Here is a 20021-nt window from a genome sequence, read left to right as displayed (position 1 = left end):
TATGAAATCTCAAAAGAGAGGTGGGTCAACATCCCAGAATTTGATTCACCTTTTAGGTGGGTTATCATTCCAGAATGGTGGGTCAACATAATTCAGAGAAGTGGGTCAACATCCTCCAGAATCTACAGTATGATATGCGCGGGCTCTTCTCGTCGTGTCCTGCCTTGGTCGGTTCGGGCGATGGGTTGAGTTCCGCGCCTTTTTTTGCAGGTTTTTTTAAACTAAAAAAAAACTGAACTATGACCCGCTCTTATCGCCTTACAACCCAAGAGGATTCACCGACACTTTATCTCCACAATTGTAAAATAGCTGTCTTAAAAAGGTCACTTAATAAACATGTAACTATCCACGTTCATTTTTATACTACTCTACATAGTTAATCCTTACAAGCTGCCATATCAATTCCTCACTATTAATTTAATGCTATGCCTTGTAAGAGTAATGAGAACTCTCCCCCAGGACTATTTTCACTTCCACCTCCTATTAAGCAAATTTAATAATTAGTATTTGATCGCTGTAACCTATGTCAGTTCCGCTTTTAGTGTGCTGATAATATCTCTTATATCCTATATCGTTAAAGTAGCCCCTAAGATAATGGGCCATTTTACATCATTAACTCTCAAAATTCTATTATGCTACTATTACAAGATAACCCGGTAAGGACTACCCACGCTGATTTAGAAACAATGTACCGTTTTATGGGCATGTTGGCCCATGAAATGAGAACAAAGATAGCAGGAATCTGTACTGCAAGTAAAATGCTCCTTAATGAGAAAGATAGAAAGAAGGATACGGAATTTTATCTTTCTCATATTAACTCGATGGGAATTAATGTCCTGCATGTATTAAATAACATGATGGCAACTAGTAATATCCAAGATGGCAAACTAGCTATTAAAATGTTATCGAAACGTATTCACATTCGCCAATGGTTTAAAGATCAGCTGCAACAGTATAAGATAATCACCACCACACGTTCCGTAAAAATCAAAACCAATTTTCGACGCACAGTGCCGGAGTATATAATAACGGATGAAATTAAACTTGGACAAATTATAAAGAACCTCATAGACAATGCACTAAAATTTGCACCAACCGGCACAGACATTTCCATTCAGATCAGCTCATTAGGGGAAACCCGCCTATTATTCCAAATTTCCGATCATGGAGAGGGTATTCCTTCCGATAAAATTCCATTCTTATTTGAGCCGTTCCAAGCTATCGATGAAGGTTTGGGAGGAATGGGATTAGGCTTATATGTCAGTAAAATATATGCTATTTCTTTGGGTGGAGATCTTATACTGGCGAATAGTGACAGCAAGGGAACTACCTTTTTAATCCTGATCAATAATCAATTTCACGCGAACTCAATTCCTAATAATTTAATTCATTAAAATGGACACAACAACATTCCAACATCTTGCCGATCCACAGAGAGAGCAGTTAGTACAGCTAATACAAAAGATTGTAAAGAATTTTTTACCACTAAAAATAATATGTTACGGTTATCGAACTACTACCATGAGTGATTGGAGTTGCTTTTTTGATAGAGACATCCGAATAGAAACAACATCTCCAACCTATGACTTATTAATAGTAACCGATGATGAGGAAAAAAGACAGCAACATGAAATAGTTGATATGGTAGAAAAATATGCATTTTCACTACATTTTGATGTCACAATTGTTGTACTACCAATGAATTCTGTTAACAAAGGGTTGGAGAATGGTAAACGGTTTGTCTCTTCTCTTTTTCGTCATGGAGTAATACTTTATAATAATGGTTCTGTTTTGTCAACTCCACGGCAGGAAATGGAAACATCCATGTTAAAGGATATCATAGACGCTAATTGGCACATGAACTTTGACAAGGCACAGCGGTATTTAAAGACAGCTAATTATTGTTTTGATAATGGCTGGAATGAGCTTACTGTTTTCGACCTGCACCAGTCGGTAGAGCATGCGTGCATTGCTATACTAAGAGGATGCACAGGTTACCGACCAACCACCCATAATCTTTCTCGTTTATTAAAGCTTACCTGTAATATCTCTCTGGAAGTAATGGTTGTGTTCCCATGTCTGACAAAAGAAGAAACAGACCTATTTAATACGTTAAATAGAGCCTATACTGAAGCCCGTTATAAGGATTCGTATTCGGTATCTACGGAGGTCACAAAAATAATAATGGATAGGGTTACAACCTTGCTAGACTTAATAGAAAAGTTATACGAGAGAAAACGGAATAGCTTAGAATCTGCACACCCTGTTAGTTTTCCGTTAAACGTAAATAGTCAATGAATAGGCCATCCAAAAGCAAAGATTCTACTACACAGCCAACGAGTTGCTTTTCTCAATGCCTCGGTGAAGAATTGTATTTATTACGTAAGGATCAAAAGAAAAGTATAAAAGTGGTTGCAAAGGATACAAAGATGTCTCCCCGTACAATTACTAAAGTAGAGAAAGGGCTATTAAAGAACTTTTATCCTTCCATATTATACAAGCTCTGTAAATATTATAATGCTAACATAAGAGATGTATTGGGTAGGGCTGAGATCAAAGACATGGCTAATACTACTTAAACATGTTTTAAATGGAGTTCAATAGTATTTAATTGTTTTCAATCCGTTTTCAATCCGTTTTCAATCCGTTTTCAATGTGTTTTCAATATGTTTTTAATTCGAAATGTCTCGTCCGGGGTCTAGTCCTAATATAGTGTATCGTCCTGAAATAGGTTTACACCTTGGTGAGATAATCCTGGTTTTAGTTTACATCAGGTTTAGGCCCAAAACTCCCCAAGCAGGAAATATTAAGCATAATTTGGGAAAATTCGACATAAAACTACATAAAACTACACAAATCGACATAATCCGGACATTGCCTTTTTCGACTGTGGTAATTTTGTAGAAAAAATACTATGACTAAACTCACACGACTGGTATTTGGTATACCGGCCAATATTATGCTGGATGTATGCAGTTTAATTTGCGAACACGAACTTGAGCATACCATCATGGAAGTAGATAAAGATGAGGATACTATTAGTCTTGAATTACAGTATAGTAAACAAGACAGGAAAGTTATTCATAAGATAGAGGATATGATAGCTGATAATAGTCATGAAGAAGATGATGACGAGGACGAGGATGATGAGCAAGATTAATATTAGTATCCGAAATAGGGAGTGTAATTAAGTTTATACTCCCTATTACATTATGAGTATTATTTTTTTCATTTTAATTTCTTCCTATGCGCAACACTGAGTTAATTGAATCAACAGAGAATAATGCTTCCTTTAATATATCAGATCCTGAGATTTTAATAACACTTAAAATATTTGCGAGGATTCTACTATCTGTTAACCATTCAGAACCCATTGAGACATCAGTTGTAAATCTTAATCCAACACCTGAAAAATTAGCCGCATGAGTATTATTAATGCTTTTAAACAATTTGGAAACTATTCCAAAAAACAGCCTGTTAAAGTGGCCGCACAGGCAGCTGTGGTATATACCAGGGTATCCAGTAAGGAACAGGCAGACCATAATTTAAGCCTGGATGTTCAGCGTAAATCAATCGAAGAATCTGCCCGTAAGAATAATTTGGGTATCATCGGTTACTTCGGAGGCACTTATGAAAGCGCGAAAACCGATGGTCGTAAAGAGTTTAACCGGATGTTGGACTTTATTAAAACCCGCAAAGGGAAAGTAAGCCATATTTTAGTTTATACACTTGATCGTTTCTCCCGAACCGGAGGTGCTGCCATTAAATTAGCCGAGGAGTTAAGAGAAAATTATGGTGTTACAATATTTGCAGTAACTCAGCCAACTGATACTTCCAATCCTAGTGGTGTATTGCATCAGAATATCACCTTTTTGTTTAGTCAGTACGATAATCAACTGCGTAAGCAAAAGGCAGTTGCCGGGATGATAGAAAAGTTTGACAAAGGTATTTGGGTTACTAAGCCACCACAGGGATATGATATAGTGAAGATTAACGGCCAGCGTAAAATTGTTGTAAACGAGGTAGGTAAAAAGATAAAGAAAGCATTTATCTGGAAGGCTGAGGGTATGAAGAATGAGGAAATTATTTCAAGGCTGAAGGCTATGGGAGTAAAAATGTATAAGCAGCAGTTGACTAAGATATTTAAACGTCCTTTCTATTGCGGTATGATTAACCACGGTTTATTGGAAGGGAAAATAGTCGAAGGTGACCATGAGAAGATGATAAGCCCTGAAATCTTTTTAAAGGTGAATAACATTCATCAGGGCTCAGGAGGATGCGGAGTGCCACACAAAAAGGAACAAGATGCTGTACCCCTTAAAATCTTCATTAAATGTGATACCTGCAACCAGCCATTTACAGGTTATGTAGTCAAAGCAAAATCACTGTGGTATTATAAGTGCCGGAAGGATGGCTGTAAATGCAATAAAAGCGCTAAAAGGATGCACGAATTATTTGAGCAGTTATTAAGTCAATTCTGTTTTGATGATAATCAGATAGATTCCCTTAGAAAGGTACTTATTGAGGAGTATTATGAAATGAACAGGGAAAACATCGAACAACAGAAAATATTAACCGGCCAATTGAAGGAGGTAGATAACAAAATCGACGGCTTGGAGGAAAGTAGATATGTATTAAAAGAAATAGGGCCGGAGACGTTCGATAAGTTTTACTCCCGGTATAGTATGGAGCGGAATATTATTTCCACCAAACTGGAAAAATGTTCAGGAAATATTTCGAACCCTGAAAAAGTAATAAACCAAGCCATATCACTTTCTGCCAATCTCGCTATGGTATGGCGTTCCAGTAACACAGGTGCAAAAGAAAAACTCCAAACCCTCATCTTCCCCAACGGAATCATCTATGACCGCCAAAATGAGGCATTTCGAACCCCAAAAGTAAACTACATTTTCTCACGGATTGCCCACCTATCGGGCAATCCACCCTCAAACGAAAAAGGGACTGATCATCTTTTCGATAATCAGTCCCCTTTAGCGGAGAAGAAGGGATTCGAACCCTTGAAACCCTTTCGAGTTTACACACTTTCCAGGCGTGCCAGTTCAACCACTCCTGCACTTCTCCTTAGGTTGAATTTTATTTCGGATGGCAAAGGTAACCTTTCCCCCCATAATTCCAAAATATTCTCAAAAAATCCACCCTGATCTTCGTCACCAATCATGATTTATCGGCGTCAACTCCCCTCTCAATGACGTCTCTATCATCTCCCTCGTCGCCGCCGCATCCAAATTCTGCCCCAACACAAACATCAATTTCGTGATCGCCGCCTCAAACGTCATATCATGCCCACTTATCACCCCTATCTGCGCCAACAGCGAGCTCGTCTCATACTTACCCAACTCCACCGATCCACCATCACACTGCGTAATATCCACTATCACAATCCCCTTCTGTATCGCCTTCTGCAGGCAATCTATAAACCACGGCTGCGTATTCGTATTCCCACTCCCAAACGTCTCCATTATCACCCCTTTGAGCCCCGGAACATTCAACGTCGCTTCCACCGCCTTCCTCGTTATGCCCGGAAACATCTTCAACACCGTCACATTATCATCCATATGCTTATGCACCTTCAACGGCGCCGTTGGCAATGGCAATACCGCCTGTGTCTTATACTTAATATCTATCCCCGCCTCTGCCAGCGGCACATAGTTCATTGAATAAAACGCCTCAAACTTCTCCGCATTATACTTCTTGGACCGATTCCCCCTGAACAGTGAAAAGTCAAAGTAAATACACACCTCCGGTACCACCACATGCCCATTATGCCGCGTAGATGCTATCTCCATTGCCGTTATAATATTCTCCTTCGCATCTGTCCTGATCTTTCCTATCGGCAACTGCGACCCTGTCAAAATCACCGGCTTTGCCAGGTTCTCCAACATAAAACTCAATGCCGACGCCGTAAACGACATCGTATCCGACCCATGCAGGATCACAAAACCATCATACCGGTCGTACCTGTCCTCAATGATCGAAGCCAGTTCTACCCATATTTCCGGCTGCATGTCAGAAGAATCAATGGGTGGATTAAATGCATACACATAAAAGTCTATGCCCATGCGGTATAGCTCAGGCAGGTTGTTCCTGATCTCGTTAAAGCCAATCGGCCGCAAAGCCTTTGTCTTTTCATCGTAGATCATACCCACTGTTCCGCCCGTGTAAATAATCAGGATTTTACTCATTGCAAGCTGCTGTATCAAAAATGCGTGCAAATTTACCGCGTAATCAGTTAGTTAGTTTTGAATAATTTCAACGCATTGCTTGTCGTTATTGCAGCCACATCATCTATTTTTAGATTTTTTATATCTGCAATTTTTTGACCAATCAATGGAATGTACGCACTCTCATTCCTTTTGCCCCTGTAGGGAACCGGTGCCAGGTAAGGCGCATCTGTCTCTAATACAATGTGTTCCATGCCAATCTCAGCCAGCGTTACATCCAATCCTGATTTCTTAAAAGTCACCACTCCACCTATGCCTAAATAGAACCCTAAATCAATGATCTCCCGCGCCTCTTCCACTGTACCGCCAAAGCAATGAAATACCCCGCTCAACCGGCCATCCTGCAATGCCTTTACCTCATCTATACACTCCCTCGTGCTCTCACGACTATGTATCGCCACCGGAATGCCATACTGCCGGGCCAGGTCCAGTTGCCTCCTGAAGGCTTTATACTGCTGCGCTGTATACGTCTTATCCCAGTAAAAATCCAGCCCAATCTCCCCAATCGCCTTAAAAGGCCGCTTCTCCAGCCAACTCTCCACAACTCCCAGCTCCACCTCCACATTGTCATTCACATAACACGGATGCACCCCCATCATAGGAATACACACCCCCGGAAACTGCTGCTCCAGCGCCAGCATACCCTCAATCGACTGACTGTCAATATTTGGCAAAATCAACCGATATACCCCCTCTTTTATGGCCCGCTCTATCACCGCTGTTCTGTCTTCCGAAAAATCTTCCCCATATAAATGGGCATGTGTATCAATCCATTGCATTTTATCAGAAATATTAATTTTTTTCGAGAGATAACTAAAAATATTATATTTGTATTTAATAAATATATCAGCGATCTTCCGTACAAAAGTACGGCCGCAAAGCCTCATTAAAAATTTTATACTTATCCTATGAGAAGCTACTTTTGCTTTAACCGTATCCTTGCAGGTGTTGTGTGCCTTTTATTGATAGCCACTTTATTTTTTGCTTGTTCCAAGAGTACCACTTCCGATGTGACCAAGTCAAACACAAGCGATAATCTGACCATCACCGCTGCCGGAGACCAGGCTGTTGTAAACAGCTATTTCGATGATCTCTTCGTGATCGCCCAGGAAGTATGCCAGGATGCCGGGTATACCCAAACTGGTCGTAAAGCTGCCCCTACTACTCAAATGACTTCCAAATTAGGTTCCTGCTATAGCTACACTGTTGATAACGTGCAGTATGACAGCTGGCCTAAAGTAATATTAGTAAGCTTCGGCACCGGTTGCGCAGATGCTGATGGCCGTGTACGCGCTGGTAACATCCAGATCACGATGACTGGCTACTTCTACTACGGTGGTTCTGTTATCACCGTAAAACCACTCACTTACACCGTAAATGGCAAAAGCGTAAGTGGTACCCAGACTATTACCAACACCAGCTCTAACAGCGTATACAAATACCTGTCCGTAATCTCCGGCGGCGCTGTAGCACTGGATTCTACTACTGTAGGTTTCGGTGGTAGCGGTACTTATACACAAACTTCCGGTACTGCTACCCTGGGTAATGTGTCTGACGATATCTTTACTTATGTAGGTACCGATTCACTGGTATACGCAACAGGGAATGCTGCTTACATTACTGTAGCAGATTCTACTTACCTGGAAAGAAAACTGAGCTGTGCTTATATCGGTAAGGGTAAAGCTGCTATTACTTACAAATCGCTGACTGCTACTGTAGATTATGGAAATGGGGTATGCGATGACTCTGTAAGTATCTCTGTAGGTGATAAGGTAAAAACTATCGCATTACCTAAATAATAATATAACTGCCCAGGTTTCTGATTGCCCGAAAGCGCGAATGCCATTAGGGGAGCAAGGAACCTGGGTTTTTTATGCCCATCAAACCGGGAATTGCTCTCATCAAACAACCTATACCGGCACCGCCTCCATCTCCCAACCCTTCTTCTTAAAATACTCCATCACCCTCGGCAATGCATACTCCAACCGCTCCCACGCCTTCGTACTATCATGAAACACAATGATCGACCCCGGCTTTGACTTAAACACCACATTCTGCACACAAGCCTCCCCATTGATCTCCGTGTCAAAATCCGCACTCAATACATCCCACATCACTATCTGTGCCCCTGGTATCAAATTTTTAATCTGCCTGATCTGAAAAGGCGTAATCCGCCCATAAGGTGGCCTGAACAAAGGAGAACTAATATACTTCCTCGCCTCCATCACATTCTCCACATACTTATCCGTTCCCGTCTTCCACCCATTCACATGATTATGCGTATGGTTCCCCGTCGTATGCCCTTCCTCCAATATCCGCTGATAAATTTCCGGATACTCCACTACATTCTTCCCAATACAAAAGAACGTACCTTTTGCATTATACTTCTTCAGCAAATCCAGTATAAACGGTGTAGCAGTCGGGTGCGGACCATCGTCAAATGTCAGGTATACTGCTGGCCGTGCAGGCGAAAGACTCCAGGTACAACTCTTATAAATGGCTTTCAGGATAGCCGGCGTCTTGGTCAGATAAAACATGGATGGGTTCGGATTTAATTTTAAAGGTAGCACAAATTGAAGGGTAATTCGTATTTCCATTTTACCTTTGCGCCATGCAACAACAGAAAGTTCGGGTACGATTTGCGCCCAGTCCTACCGGCGGATTACACCTGGGTGGTGTACGCACGGTCTTATTCAATTACTTATTTGCAAAACAGCACAATGGTGAATTTGTGCTCCGTATTGAAGACACTGACCAGACCCGCTATGTTCCCGGCGCTGAGGAATATATCATGGAATGCCTGAAATGGTGTGGCCTGAATGCGGATGAAAGCCCGCTGGTTGGTGGCCCTTATGCCCCTTATCGCCAGAGCGAACGCAAGCCTATCTACCGCGAGTATGCAGAACAGCTGGTAAAAGCTGGTCACGCTTACTACGCTTTTGATACGCCTGAAGAGCTGGAAGAGATGCGTACCCGTCTCAAAACTGAAGAAAACCCGTCGCCACAATATAATCATGCTGCCCGCGGCCAGATGAAGAACTCCATTTCTTTGTCTGAAGAGGAAACAGCTACACTGCTGAAAAATGGCACCCGCCACGTGATCCGTATCAAAATGCCGGATAACGAAGAAGTGAGCTTTACTGACCTGATCCGTGGTCATGTGCAGTTCAATACCAGCACTGTCGATGATAAAGTACTGCTGAAAGCGGATGGTATGCCTACCTATCACCTCGCCGTGGTAGTAGATGACTATCTCATGAAGATCACCCATGCCTTTCGCGGGGAAGAATGGCTGCCTTCTGCCCCCGTTCACCTCCTGCTCTGGAAATACCTGGGCTGGGAAGCAGATATGCCACAATGGGCACACCTGCCATTGATACTGAAACCTGATGGCAATGGCAAATTGTCCAAACGTGACGGTGACAGGCTCGGCTTCCCTGTATACGCCATGAACTGGACAGATCCTAAAACCGGTGACCTGACCAAAGGTTTCCGTGAAAATGGTTTCCTGCCAGAAGCGTTTGTAAACATGCTGGCTATGCTGGGTTGGAATGACGGTTCCGGCCAGGAAATCTTCTCTATGGATGAACTGATTGCCCGCTTCTCCCTGGATCGCGTCAGCAAGTCAGGCGCTAAATTCGATTACGAAAAAGCAAAGTGGTTCAACCACCAATACCTGCTGAATGCTGATAACAGTAAACTGGCTACCCTGTTCGAACCAGTACTGAAAGAAAAAGGCGTGACTGCTGCCCCTGAATACGTAGCCACCATCGCTGGTCTGGTAAAAGACCGTTGTGATTTTGTCAACGACATCTGGCAACATGGTTTCTTCTTCTTCCAGGCACCTGAAAGCTGGGATGTAGCTGCGGTGAAACCTAAGTGGAATGCAGATAAGACACAGTTCTTCATGGACTGGGCTTCTGTACTGGAAACAATGACCGACTTCTCCCTGGCCGCTGTAGAAGAAAGCTTCAAAACACTCGCTACTTCTATGAATATTAAAGTAGGTGAACTGCAATTGCCCTTCCGCATTATGCTGACGGGGGGTAAATTTGGTCCTCCTGTTTTCAATATCGCGGAAACATTGGGTAAACATGAAACTATCGCAAGAATAATGAATGGCCTCAAAGCCATCAATGCATAAAAAAGAGCCGCTTAAAACGAAAAGAGCCTGTATCTAAAGTAAGATACAGGCTCTTTCTTATTTGAAAACAAACTTATTTCTTAGCTTCCTTCGCCCAAGTATCCTTCAGCGTTACCGTTCTGTTAAACACCATTTTAGCGGCTGTACTATCCGTATCCACTGTAAAATACCCCTTCCTCAAAAACTGCAACTTATCTCCCGGCTTCGCATTCACCAATCCCGGCTCTACCAGCGCATTCGGAATCACCGTCAGTGAATCAGGGTTGATATAAGACTTGAAATCACCCTCCTCATTACCCGGATCCGGTGTATTGAACAGGCGATCATACAATCTCACTTCAGCAGTCTTTGCATGTGCCGCACTCACCCAGTGAATCGTACCCTTTACCGTCAAACCAGAAGTATCGCCACCGCTCTTGCTCTCTGGATAGTGAGTTGCATAGATAGTGGTGATATTGCCATTCTCATCTTTATCAAAGCTTTCCCCCTTGATGATATAAGCATTTTTCAAACGCACTACTAGGCCCGGTCCCAGGCGGAAAAACTTCTTAGGAGGCTCCTCCATAAAGTCTTCTCTCTCTATATACAAGGTCTTGCTGAAAGGTATAGTACGTGTACCGGTCGATGGATCTTCCGGGTTATTTTCTGCCGTCATTTCCTCTACCTGGTCATCCGGGTAACTGGTGATCACCAGTTTCACAGGGTCCAATACCGCCATCACTCGATTCGCTGTCTTGTTCAGCTCATCGCGCACCAGGAATTCCAGCAAACTCACGTCAATCACGTTCTCACGCTTCTGTACCCCGATCCTTTCGCAGAACTCACGGATACTGGCCGGTGTAAACCCTCTTCTGCGCAGCCCACTGATAGTCGGCATACGGGGGTCATCCCAGCCACTCACGTGTTTCTCATTTACCAGCTGCAGCAGTTTACGTTTACTCATCACAGTATATGTCAGGTTCAACCTGGCAAACTCATACTGACGAGAAGGGAAAATGCCCAGCTGTGCAATGAACCAGTTATACAGCGCACGGTGTGGAATGAATTCCAGGGTACATACAGAATGGGTAATACCTTCAATGCTGTCGCTCTGCCCATGGGCAAAGTCGTACATCGGGTAAATACACCATTTGTCACCAGTACGGTGGTGGTGTGCATGCTTGATGCGGTACATCAGCGGGTCACGCATATGCATATTGGAACGCTCAGGAGAACCTTCCTCAAATTGTTCGGTATCTATCTTTGCACGCAGTACTTTTTCACCATCTTTAAATTCACCCTGCTTCATGCGCTCAAAGAGATCCAGGTTCTCTGCAATACTACGGCTACGGTAAGGAGTAGGTGTACCTGGCTGTGTAGGTGTACCCTTGGATGCAGCGATCTCCTCCGGGGTGGAATCGTCTACATAGGCAAGCCCTTTTTTGATCAGTTGTACAGCGAAGTTGTATAGCTGGTCGAAATAATCGGATGCATAGAGTTCCTGTGCCCATTGGAAGCCCAACCATTGGATGTCGGCTTTAATAGACTCCACATATTCAGTATCCTCGGTTACCGGATTGGTATCGTCGAACCGAAGATTGGTCTGGCCGTTATATTTATTTGCCAGTCCAAAGTTCAGGCAAATGCTTTTCGCATGCCCGATGTGCAGGTAACCATTGGGTTCAGGTGGGAAGCGGGTCAGTACCCTTCCGTCATTGACACCGTTAGCAATATCCTCTTCGATGATCTGTTCAAGGAAGTTCAAGGACCTTTCTTCGCTCATAAGGTTTAAATTATTTCGGAGGACAAATGTAACAAAATCTGCCAAGCTGACCGCAGACACTCCCTGTTTCGTACATTTAGGGAATAAATTCACGGAAAAACTACAAAAAACAATGGTCAACCCATCACAACGCCCCATCCGGGTACTCGTTGCCAAAGTCGGCCTGGATGGCCATGACCGTGGCGCCAAAGTAATCGCCGCAGCCCTCCGCGACGCCGGTATGGAAGTGATCTACACCGGACTTCGCCAAACTCCTGAAATGGTGGTGAGTGCCGCCCTGCAGGAAGATGTGGACGCAATCGGTGTCAGCATCCTTTCTGGCGCTCATATGACCGTTTTCCCCCGTATCATGGCCCTCATGAAAGATAAAGGCATGGACGATGTGCTGCTGACTGGTGGCGGTATTATTCCTGAAACTGATATGCATACCCTGAATGATATCGGCGTTGGCAAACTATTCCCACCCGGCACCCGCACTGAAGATATTGCTACCTATATCAACGACTGGGTGGCTACCCACAGAAATTTCTAAAATTCCTGTAACCTTTTAGCGACCTGGTCGTCTTTTTTTGAAAAAGAAGTAAGAATGAACTTAAATAGACTCCTGTTTACCCTGTTGTGCTGCCTGTGCCAGTTCGCAGTATTTGCCCAGGATACGACCGAACAGAAAAAACTCCGCCAGCATGTTTACCCTTCCATTGGCGGAGATGGCCCAATTCTCTCCTTTGCCAATGTAAAATATGCAGGTGAACATGTAAGCACCGTTCCACGTTTTACTATGTTCTTTAATATCGGGCGTAATTATAACTATGATTTTTCGAACTGGATGGGTGTCTTTTCAGGTATCAATCTCAAAAATATAGGGATCATCACCAAAGAAAACGGTACAAAACTAAAACGCCGCGTATATACCCTGGGTATACCCCTGGGCTTTAAAATAGGTGATGTGAGAGGGCAAAACTTCTTCTTCTTCCTGGGTGGACAGTATGACCTGGCCTTTAACTATAAAGAAAAGCAATTTGTGAATGGAGACAAGGTGAAGAAATTCAATACATGGTTCAGTGATCGTACTCCCCTGCTCATGCCTTCCCTGTTCGCCGGTTTCCGCTTCTACCCCGGTATTGGCCTGAAAGTACAGTACTACCCCAACGACTTTTTCAATAAAGATTATAAAGAAACCGTGGCAGGTGTCACTACCTACCCTTACCGTAATGTGGAGTCCAAAATGTTTTTCGTAACCCTCACCTACGATTTCAGAGATCCATTCCTGAAAAGGTACAGCCATTTTAAAATGTTCAGGGACCAACATTAATGATATTATTTTCACGTGTTCGATGCTTCGCCGTCGCTTGTTCGACGCTAGTTCGATGCTAGTTCGACGCTTCTATACTCCAACACCTTACTGAGTAGAAAATAATGAAATCCTTCTCTGTCAATTAAAGAGGAGGATTTTTTTTGTGAGTATGGATGAGGTATATGGAATAAATGTTATGTTAAAATTGTATCAGTGTTCGCCCGCAAAAAAATCTTACATTACATAATCAAACAGAAAAACCATGTACCAGACGATCAATACTACGTTAGAAAACGACACATTATTCATCTACATCAACCGCCCTGACAAAATGAATGCCCTGAACCAACAGGTCATGGCAGAACTGGCACTTGCTATAGATGAGGTATATAAGGACAGGGAAATAAAGAGTGCGGTCATTACTGGTACTGGAGAAAAAGCATTTGTGGCCGGCGCCGATATTTCTGAATTTCTAAGTCTCACGCCAGAGCAGGGCACAGAACTTGCCAACAAAGGTCACATGATCTTCAAGCGTATCGAAGATTGTCCTAAACCTATCATTGCAGCAGTAAATGGTTTTGCACTGGGTGGCGGATGTGAACTCGCCATGGCTTGTCATTTTCGCATTGCTGCTACCAATGCAAAATTTGGCCAGCCAGAAGTGAACCTCGGTATCATTCCCGGTTATGGTGGTACCCAACGGCTCACTGCACTCGTGGGCAAAGGCAAAGCAATGGAACTGATGATGACCGCCGACATGATCAATGCTCAGGAAGCACTCTCATGGGGACTGGTGAACCATGTTGTAGCACCAGAAGAACTACTCACAAAAACAAAAGAAATACTCGCAAAAATACACGGGAAAGCACCGCTGGCAATTGCCAGGGTAATCAAATGTACAAACGGTGCACTTGACAAAGATATAGATGGATATGAGCTGGAGATCAATGAATTCAGCGCCTGCTTTGCTACGAAAGATATGCAGGAAGGCGCCACTGCATTCATTCAAAAAAGACCTGCTTCATTCACCGGAGAATAATTGATAACTGTCAAAATCCGTGAATAAAAATTTGATGGATGTAACCGTTGTGATAACTTCATGTACACAATTAACCTGGTATAACCATAAAAGCCTACTCATGAAGAACACAAAAACCCTTGCCCTCAAAAAATCAGGAAAACTGAAATTGGGAAAAATAACAATTTCAAAACTGAACACACTACCTATCCCCGTCGATGGTCCCGGCCAGTCTACACACCCCGTGTGTGACTTTACACAGGTGACAACAGTCATTGACGTGGCAGTTTTTTAAACCTTTTCACACTTTCAGGGAAACCAGTTTTCCCTGAAAGTAATGTTGACCATTTATGATGACAAAGTTCCTAATAACCATTTTTCTAAGCTGCTATCTATGCCCTGCAATCGCGCAGGAATGCGCCTGTAAACCGAGTTTGCAATACCTGGTTGATAAAGTAGAGAAAAACTATATCGGCTTTCCTGACAAAGTCACTGCTGCCAATAAAAAACAATACCAGGCATTTACTGATAGTTTAATAAAAGTATCAGATACTGCATCAATGCCGGTATGCTTTACCATTCTGCAAAAATGGACTACCTTTTTCCAGGATAAACATTTGCTGGTGGTCGTGAATCGTGCAGGTAAACATCCTATGCTGGATACGTATTTCCCTAAAAAGAAACCGGCTGCTCTTTCACTGACCCCTTCTTTCAAAATACTCAATGATCAAACCTGCCTGCTCACCATACCCAGTGCGCGTCTTGAATACAAAGGTATCGTAGATAGCTTGCTGGTACTACACAAAGATGTGCTGAGTAAAACCGGGCATTTCATCATCGATGTCAGGGAAAACAGGGGCGGATCCACACTCGTTTTTGACAATTTAATACCGTATTTATATACGCAGCCCATCATTACAGAAGGCGCCATGGTGCTTGCTACAGAAGAGAATATCCGTAACCTGTACGAAGTGACAGATTATCCGAATGTAAGCGATAGCATGAAAGCCGTTTTCAAAAAAGAAGCGGTAGCACTGCGTGCACATATAGGTACTGAATACCAGTTGTGGAATAATGATACCACCACAATGGACCAGGTATTCCCTTACCCTAAAAAAGTATCGCTCATCATTAATCAAAATGTAGGTAGCAGTACAGAGATGTTTGTATTAAAAGCACGCCAGAGTAAAAAGGTGAAACTGTTCGGCACCCATACTGCCGGTGTAGTAGATTACTCTGATGTAGTGCCGTATATGATGCCCTGTTCGTTATTCGCCTTTGGCATACCCAGCTCCCGCACCCTCCGCATGCCGGCGGAAGTCATTGACAATATCGGCATCGCCCCAAACGTTGAAATCCCATCAGGCACTACAGATTGGGTGCAATATGTAGCAGACCATCCCTGAATAATTTAAGTAACAATGGAATCGTTAAAGAAAACCCGGCCCAACTTTAGATTAATAGCCTTACACGTGTTAGCGTGGTCTATTTATATATTCATTGGATTAGCCCGAAAAATATTATTGACTAAGTATACGATTGATCTGCTGGACCTGGTATTCACAGAGCTGCCAGTGTTGTATATTTTTTATGGAAACTATATCATACTCAGGAAATTTTTAAGCACCAAAAAATATGTTTTACTGGTGGTGGCAGAGCTGTTCCTGTATTTTTCCGCAGCATTTTTATACTGGGGATTCGGAACCCTGATCAGACCATATGAGCCACCAGGTACTATACCACCCTATATATTCTCTGAGCTGCTGCTGGACTTATTGTGGATATACCTGATCTACAGTTTTTTCTCTTTTGGCTATTACTTCGCCATGGAATCAGTGCGGAAAGAAAAAAGACTACGTGTTATGGAGCAGGAAAAGGCACGTATAGAAGCTGACCGCCTTAAATCGGAATATGCTTTTCTGCGGGCACAGATCAATCCCCATTTTCTGCACAATACCCTGAACCTCTTTTATGCTAAATCTATCCTGGTGAGCGAAGAACTGTCTGAAGGAATACTGACCCTCTGCGAAATAATGCGCTATTCCATGCATACCGGTGACCTCGAAGTAGATACCGTGCCCCTGTCCAGAGAAATTGAGCACGTACAGAATGTAATCAAGATCAACCAGCTCCGGTTTAATAACCGGTTACAAGTGGTTTTTGACATCAATGGCGAGATGAACGATATCCGGATTATTCCCCTGGTTATTATCACATTGGTTGAAAATGCCTTTAAACACGGAGAGCTGAATAATGATCAGCACCCCCTGGTCATGCAACTAAAAGTATCGGAAGAGGACGGTACTATTTACTTTTCTACCCATAACAGGAAGAAAACAGGCCCCAAAGAATTGTCCAACGGCATTGGTATGGACAATATCAAAAGAAGGCTGGAAGCTACCTATAAAAATAACTACTCCCTTACTACTACAGAAGAAGCCGACAACTATTCTGCTTCTTTATGGATCAATGTATTCTGATTCCCGGAATATAAAAATACCTGCAATCGTGCTATCCGTACCTTGAAAAGATGGATCGGTGTAATGTATTTTCTGCACCCCGCGGGCGGACTTACCTTTGATTTACCGATTTCAGTTAACCCCTATCCTAGTAAAGTCACAAGTTGGGGGGGACAACCCAACTGGGTCTGGAGGCAGACCTTAAACAGCCTCACCCCAGGAGATATATAAGGCAGGGTTTCATCCATTTGGTTAGCCCGGACCTTCCTGCCAGTATTTTTTTCATCCATTCGCCCCCAGACATTGGGCCGGAAAAGGCCCTTTTTCATCCATTCGCCCCCGAAACTTAAGCCTGTAAAGGCTATCCATTGATTCCCACATTTTTTTTCATTCATTCGCCCCCAAAGATTTTCTGCCGGTCTGGCCATCCATTAACCTGTATTTCGTCCATTTCCCCCATGTTGTAAGCCTGCAAAGGCCTGTTTCATTCATGCTAACCCCCATCTTTTTTTCGACCTATCCTATACCTATCCATTGACCTCAGAGCCAGCTTGTACAGGCCATCCATTGCCTACAACCCATATTGGCCTCATTTTCATTCATTCCCCCCAATTTTCCGCCTGTACAAGCCATTTTTTTTAATGACATTTAGTACGTTTGTACCGCAAAAAATCAAGCATTATGGAATATAGAATAGAGAAGGACACGATGGGCGAAGTGCAGGTACCAGTAGACGCATATTATGGTGCTCAAACCCAACGTTCTATCGACAATTTCAGGATAGCACAGGATATAAACAGGATGCCGAAAGAAATTATTCAGGCATTTGCTTACCTCAAAAAAGCCGCCGCACTGACCAACCTGGACGCCGGCGTTCTCTCCCAGGAAAAAGCCACCCTCATTGGCAATGCCTGCGATGAAATTCTCGCTGGCAAACTGGACGACCAGTTCCCGCTGGTAGTATGGCAAACCGGTTCCGGTACCCAGTCTAACATGAACGTAAATGAAGTGGTTGCCTACCGTGCCCATGTAAACAATGGCGGTAAGCTCACTGATAAAGATAAAGTGATACACCCGAATGACGATGTGAACAAGTCACAGTCGTCCAACGATACTTTCCCTACCGCTATGCACATTGCGGCTTACAAAATGCTGATAGAGGTAACCATCCCCGGCATCAAAAAGCTTCGCAATACCCTGGCTGAAAAAGCTGAAGCCTTTAAACACGTGGTGAAAATAGGCCGTACCCACTTCATGGATGCGACCCCACTCACCCTGGGGCAGGAAATAAGCGGGTATGTATCTCAGCTGGACCACGGTCTGAAAGCCATTAACAATACCCTTGCTCACCTGAGCGAACTGGCATTGGGTGGTACTGCCGTAGGTACGGGTATCAATACGCCTAAAGGCTATGCTGAGAATGTAGCAAAACATATTGCAACCCTCACCGGCCTGCCTTTCATCACTGCAGAAAACAAATTTGAAGCCCTGGCCGCTCACGATGCTATCGTAGAAGCACACGGTGCCCTCAAAACAGTAGCAGTGAGCCTGATGAAAATCGCAAACGATATTCGTATGCTCAGCTCCGGCCCTCGCTCCGGTATTGGCGAAATCCACATTCCTGACAATGAACCAGGTTCTTCTATCATGCCGGGTAAAGTGAACCCTACACAGTGTGAAGCCCTCACCATGATCGCTGCACAGGTAATGGGCAACGATGTGGCTATCAACATAGGTGGTGCTACCGGTCACTTTGAACTGAACGTGTTTAAGCCTGTAATGATTTATAACTTCCTGCACTCTGCACGCCTGATCGGCGATGGTTGTGTAAGCTTCAATGATAAATGTGCCGTAGGTATAGAACCTATCGAAGCAAATATCAAAAAGCATGTAGACAACTCACTGATGCTGGTAACTGCACTGAATACTAAGATCGGTTACTACAAAGCTGCTGAGATAGCACAGAAAGCTCACAAGGAAGGTACTACCCTGAAAGAAATGGCGGTGAAACTGGGATATGTAAAACCAGAAGAATTTGATGCGTGGGTAAACCCAATAGATATGGTCGGAGAGATCAAATAATCTGCATAAAAAAGGGGTTGTAAATATTACAACCCCTTTTCTTTATTAGTGCATTAATGCCATTATAATAGTTCGTAAACTGGTCAGGATAATCAGGATCCCCACCATAATCATCAGCGGCTTGCGCTTGATCTTCCTTACCAGCAGCGCTGCAAAAGGAGAAGCAATCACCCCACCGATAATCAGCCCTATAATCACCGGCCAGCCGGTAATAGCGCCAAACAAAAGGAAAGTACCTGCACTGCTCAGAGAGATAAAGAACTCAGCAGCATTCACAGATCCAATGGTATAATGAGCCGAACGGCCTTTGCTCAGCAAGGTGGAAGTCACTACCGGCCCCCAGCCACCACCGCCAATGGCATCCATAAAGCCACCAAACAGCGCCAGCAATCCCAGCCTTTTCGTTTTGCTCTTTCCCTTTTTATGCTGAAATGCTTTGCGCAGCACGATGATGCCTAATATCAACAGGTAAGCACTCATGAATGGCTTGATGACATTACCGTCAATTACCTTTGATAGTAAAAACGCACCTGTTACAGCACCAATGATACCTGGTATCAATAGCCCCATGAACAGTTTCTTGTTCACATTTCCGAAACGGAAGTGTGATATACCCGATGCACCGGTGGTAAATACCTCTGCCACATGCACACTGGCACTGGCAATAGAAGGTGGTATACCAAGGCCCAGCAATAAGGAGGTAGAGGTAGCTCCATATGCCATACCCAGTGCACCATCCACCATTTGAGCGGCAAGCCCTACACAGATGTAGAACAGCACTTCCCTGGTGAACAGGTTGGCTGTGAAGTCGTAAATACGGGTGTGAGTCGCTTCGGAGGTATTAAAATAATATAATATTCCCGCTCCGGCGAGTACTGCTAACCCAATGAGACCGATCAGCAGCCATAAACCTGGCTTCTTACGGTTGTCATCATTGACAAGGTCAATAAGGACCTCCTGGCGTTCAGGACTGGCCACTTGATGTTCTAATTGCTCGATCTCCTCGTTATGCGACATTAT

18 protein-coding genes and 1 tRNA gene are annotated in these 20021 nt (G+C 43.6%); 13 read left to right on the top strand and 6 right to left on the bottom strand.

Annotated features, from left to right (window positions below; all coding sequences use genetic code 11):
• Positions 1 to 632 precede the first annotated feature (632 nt).
• The 4 genes from ABDW16_RS24735 (at position 633) to ABDW16_RS24720 (ending at position 3160) form a co-directional block, all read left to right on the top strand.
• Positions 633 to 1394 (top strand): HAMP domain-containing sensor histidine kinase, encoded by a 762-nt coding sequence (locus tag ABDW16_RS24735; protein WP_343673487.1) that lies wholly within the window; start codon positions 633 to 635, stop codon positions 1392 to 1394.
• A 1-nt stretch (position 1395) separates the two neighbouring features.
• Complete coding sequence (locus ABDW16_RS24730; protein WP_343673485.1) at positions 1396 to 2298, top strand: HEPN domain-containing protein; 903 nt, start codon at positions 1396 to 1398, stop codon at positions 2296 to 2298.
• Positions 2295 to 2579, top strand: a complete 285-nt coding sequence (locus ABDW16_RS24725; RefSeq protein ID WP_343673483.1) for a helix-turn-helix transcriptional regulator — start codon at positions 2295 to 2297, stop codon at positions 2577 to 2579. Before ABDW16_RS24730 ends, ABDW16_RS24725 begins: the two co-directional genes overlap by 4 nt.
• A gap of 335 nt (positions 2580 to 2914) precedes the next feature.
• The gene (locus ABDW16_RS24720; RefSeq protein WP_343673482.1) at positions 2915 to 3160 is read left to right on the top strand and encodes a hypothetical protein; all 246 of its coding nucleotides are present in this window, start codon (positions 2915 to 2917) and stop codon (positions 3158 to 3160) included.
• A gap of 1835 nt (positions 3161 to 4995) precedes the next feature.
• Here the strand turns inward: ABDW16_RS24720 and ABDW16_RS24715 are convergent.
• The 3 genes from ABDW16_RS24715 to ABDW16_RS24705 all read right to left on the bottom strand — a co-directional run bounded on the left by ABDW16_RS24715 (position 4996) and on the right by ABDW16_RS24705 (position 7021).
• Positions 4996 to 5082: transfer RNA gene (locus ABDW16_RS24715), tRNA-Ser, on the bottom strand.
• Positions 5083 to 5168: 86 nt separating this feature from the next.
• Positions 5169 to 6203 carry a type I asparaginase gene (locus tag ABDW16_RS24710; RefSeq protein ID WP_343673480.1) on the bottom strand — a complete coding sequence of 345 codons (1035 nt, stop codon included), beginning with the start codon at positions 6201 to 6203 and terminating at the stop codon, positions 5169 to 5171.
• Between the two features lie 47 nt (positions 6204 to 6250).
• Positions 6251 to 7021, bottom strand: coding sequence for a TatD family hydrolase (locus ABDW16_RS24705; protein ID WP_343673479.1), 771 nt, complete (start codon positions 7019 to 7021; stop codon positions 6251 to 6253).
• A gap of 129 nt (positions 7022 to 7150) precedes the next feature.
• On the opposite strand from ABDW16_RS24705, the gene ABDW16_RS24700 reads away from it, so the two are divergent.
• Positions 7151 to 8041 carry a hypothetical protein gene (locus tag ABDW16_RS24700; RefSeq protein WP_343673478.1) on the top strand — a complete coding sequence of 297 codons (891 nt, stop codon included), beginning with the start codon at positions 7151 to 7153 and terminating at the stop codon, positions 8039 to 8041.
• A 111-nt stretch (positions 8042 to 8152) separates the two neighbouring features.
• Here the strand turns inward: ABDW16_RS24700 and ABDW16_RS24695 are convergent, their stop codons facing one another.
• The gene (locus tag ABDW16_RS24695) at positions 8153 to 8779 is read right to left on the bottom strand and encodes a polysaccharide deacetylase family protein (RefSeq protein WP_343673477.1); all 627 of its coding nucleotides are present in this window, start codon (positions 8777 to 8779) and stop codon (positions 8153 to 8155) included.
• Positions 8780 to 8853: 74 nt separating this feature from the next.
• Here ABDW16_RS24695 and gltX point away from each other — a divergent pair, with 74 nt between their 5' ends.
• Positions 8854 to 10386 carry a glutamate--tRNA ligase gene (gltX, locus tag ABDW16_RS24690; RefSeq protein WP_343673475.1) on the top strand — a complete coding sequence of 511 codons (1533 nt, stop codon included), beginning with the start codon at positions 8854 to 8856 and terminating at the stop codon, positions 10384 to 10386.
• Positions 10387 to 10459: 73 nt separating this feature from the next.
• On the opposite strand, the gene ABDW16_RS24685 is transcribed toward gltX, so the two are convergent.
• A complete protein-coding gene (locus tag ABDW16_RS24685) occupies positions 10460 to 12148 on the bottom strand; it encodes a glutamine--tRNA ligase/YqeY domain fusion protein (RefSeq protein WP_343673474.1) in 1689 nt (562 codons plus the stop codon).
• Positions 12149 to 12260: 112 nt separating this feature from the next.
• Between ABDW16_RS24685 and ABDW16_RS24680 the strand changes: the two genes are divergently transcribed.
• The 7 genes from ABDW16_RS24680 (at position 12261) to fumC (ending at position 19001) form a co-directional block, all read left to right on the top strand.
• The gene (locus ABDW16_RS24680; protein ID WP_343673473.1) at positions 12261 to 12680 is read left to right on the top strand and encodes a cobalamin B12-binding domain-containing protein; all 420 of its coding nucleotides are present in this window, start codon (positions 12261 to 12263) and stop codon (positions 12678 to 12680) included.
• Between the two features lie 54 nt (positions 12681 to 12734).
• Positions 12735 to 13460: a hypothetical protein gene (locus ABDW16_RS24675; protein ID WP_343673471.1), complete on the top strand. Its 726-nt coding sequence runs from the start codon at positions 12735 to 12737 to the stop codon at positions 13458 to 13460.
• A 244-nt stretch (positions 13461 to 13704) separates the two neighbouring features.
• Positions 13705 to 14481 (top strand): enoyl-CoA hydratase-related protein, encoded by a 777-nt coding sequence (locus ABDW16_RS24670; RefSeq protein WP_343673469.1) that lies wholly within the window; start codon positions 13705 to 13707, stop codon positions 14479 to 14481.
• Between the two features lie 100 nt (positions 14482 to 14581).
• Positions 14582 to 14755 carry a hypothetical protein gene (locus ABDW16_RS24665; RefSeq protein WP_343673468.1) on the top strand — a complete coding sequence of 58 codons (174 nt, stop codon included), beginning with the start codon at positions 14582 to 14584 and terminating at the stop codon, positions 14753 to 14755.
• Between the two features lie 55 nt (positions 14756 to 14810).
• Positions 14811 to 15866, top strand: a complete 1056-nt coding sequence (locus ABDW16_RS24660; protein WP_343673467.1) for a S41 family peptidase — start codon at positions 14811 to 14813, stop codon at positions 15864 to 15866.
• A 15-nt stretch (positions 15867 to 15881) separates the two neighbouring features.
• The gene (locus tag ABDW16_RS24655; protein WP_343673466.1) at positions 15882 to 16940 is read left to right on the top strand and encodes a histidine kinase; all 1059 of its coding nucleotides are present in this window, start codon (positions 15882 to 15884) and stop codon (positions 16938 to 16940) included.
• Between the two features lie 660 nt (positions 16941 to 17600).
• Positions 17601 to 19001 (top strand): class II fumarate hydratase, encoded by a 1401-nt coding sequence (fumC, locus tag ABDW16_RS24650; protein WP_343673465.1) that lies wholly within the window; start codon positions 17601 to 17603, stop codon positions 18999 to 19001.
• 45 nt (positions 19002 to 19046) lie between these two features.
• Here fumC and ABDW16_RS24645 read toward each other — a convergent pair whose 3' ends face one another.
• On the bottom strand, positions 19047 to 20018 hold the full coding sequence (locus ABDW16_RS24645; protein ID WP_343673463.1) for a sulfite exporter TauE/SafE family protein: 972 nt from the start codon (positions 20016 to 20018) through the stop codon (positions 19047 to 19049).
• Positions 20019 to 20021 lie beyond the last annotated feature (3 nt).

The organism is Chitinophaga sp. (assembly GCF_039596135.1).
Classification (GTDB): domain Bacteria; phylum Bacteroidota; class Bacteroidia; order Chitinophagales; family Chitinophagaceae; genus Chitinophaga.
The sequence above is the reverse complement of the archived record's forward strand: the minus strand, read 5'-3'. Positions and strand labels throughout refer to the sequence as shown.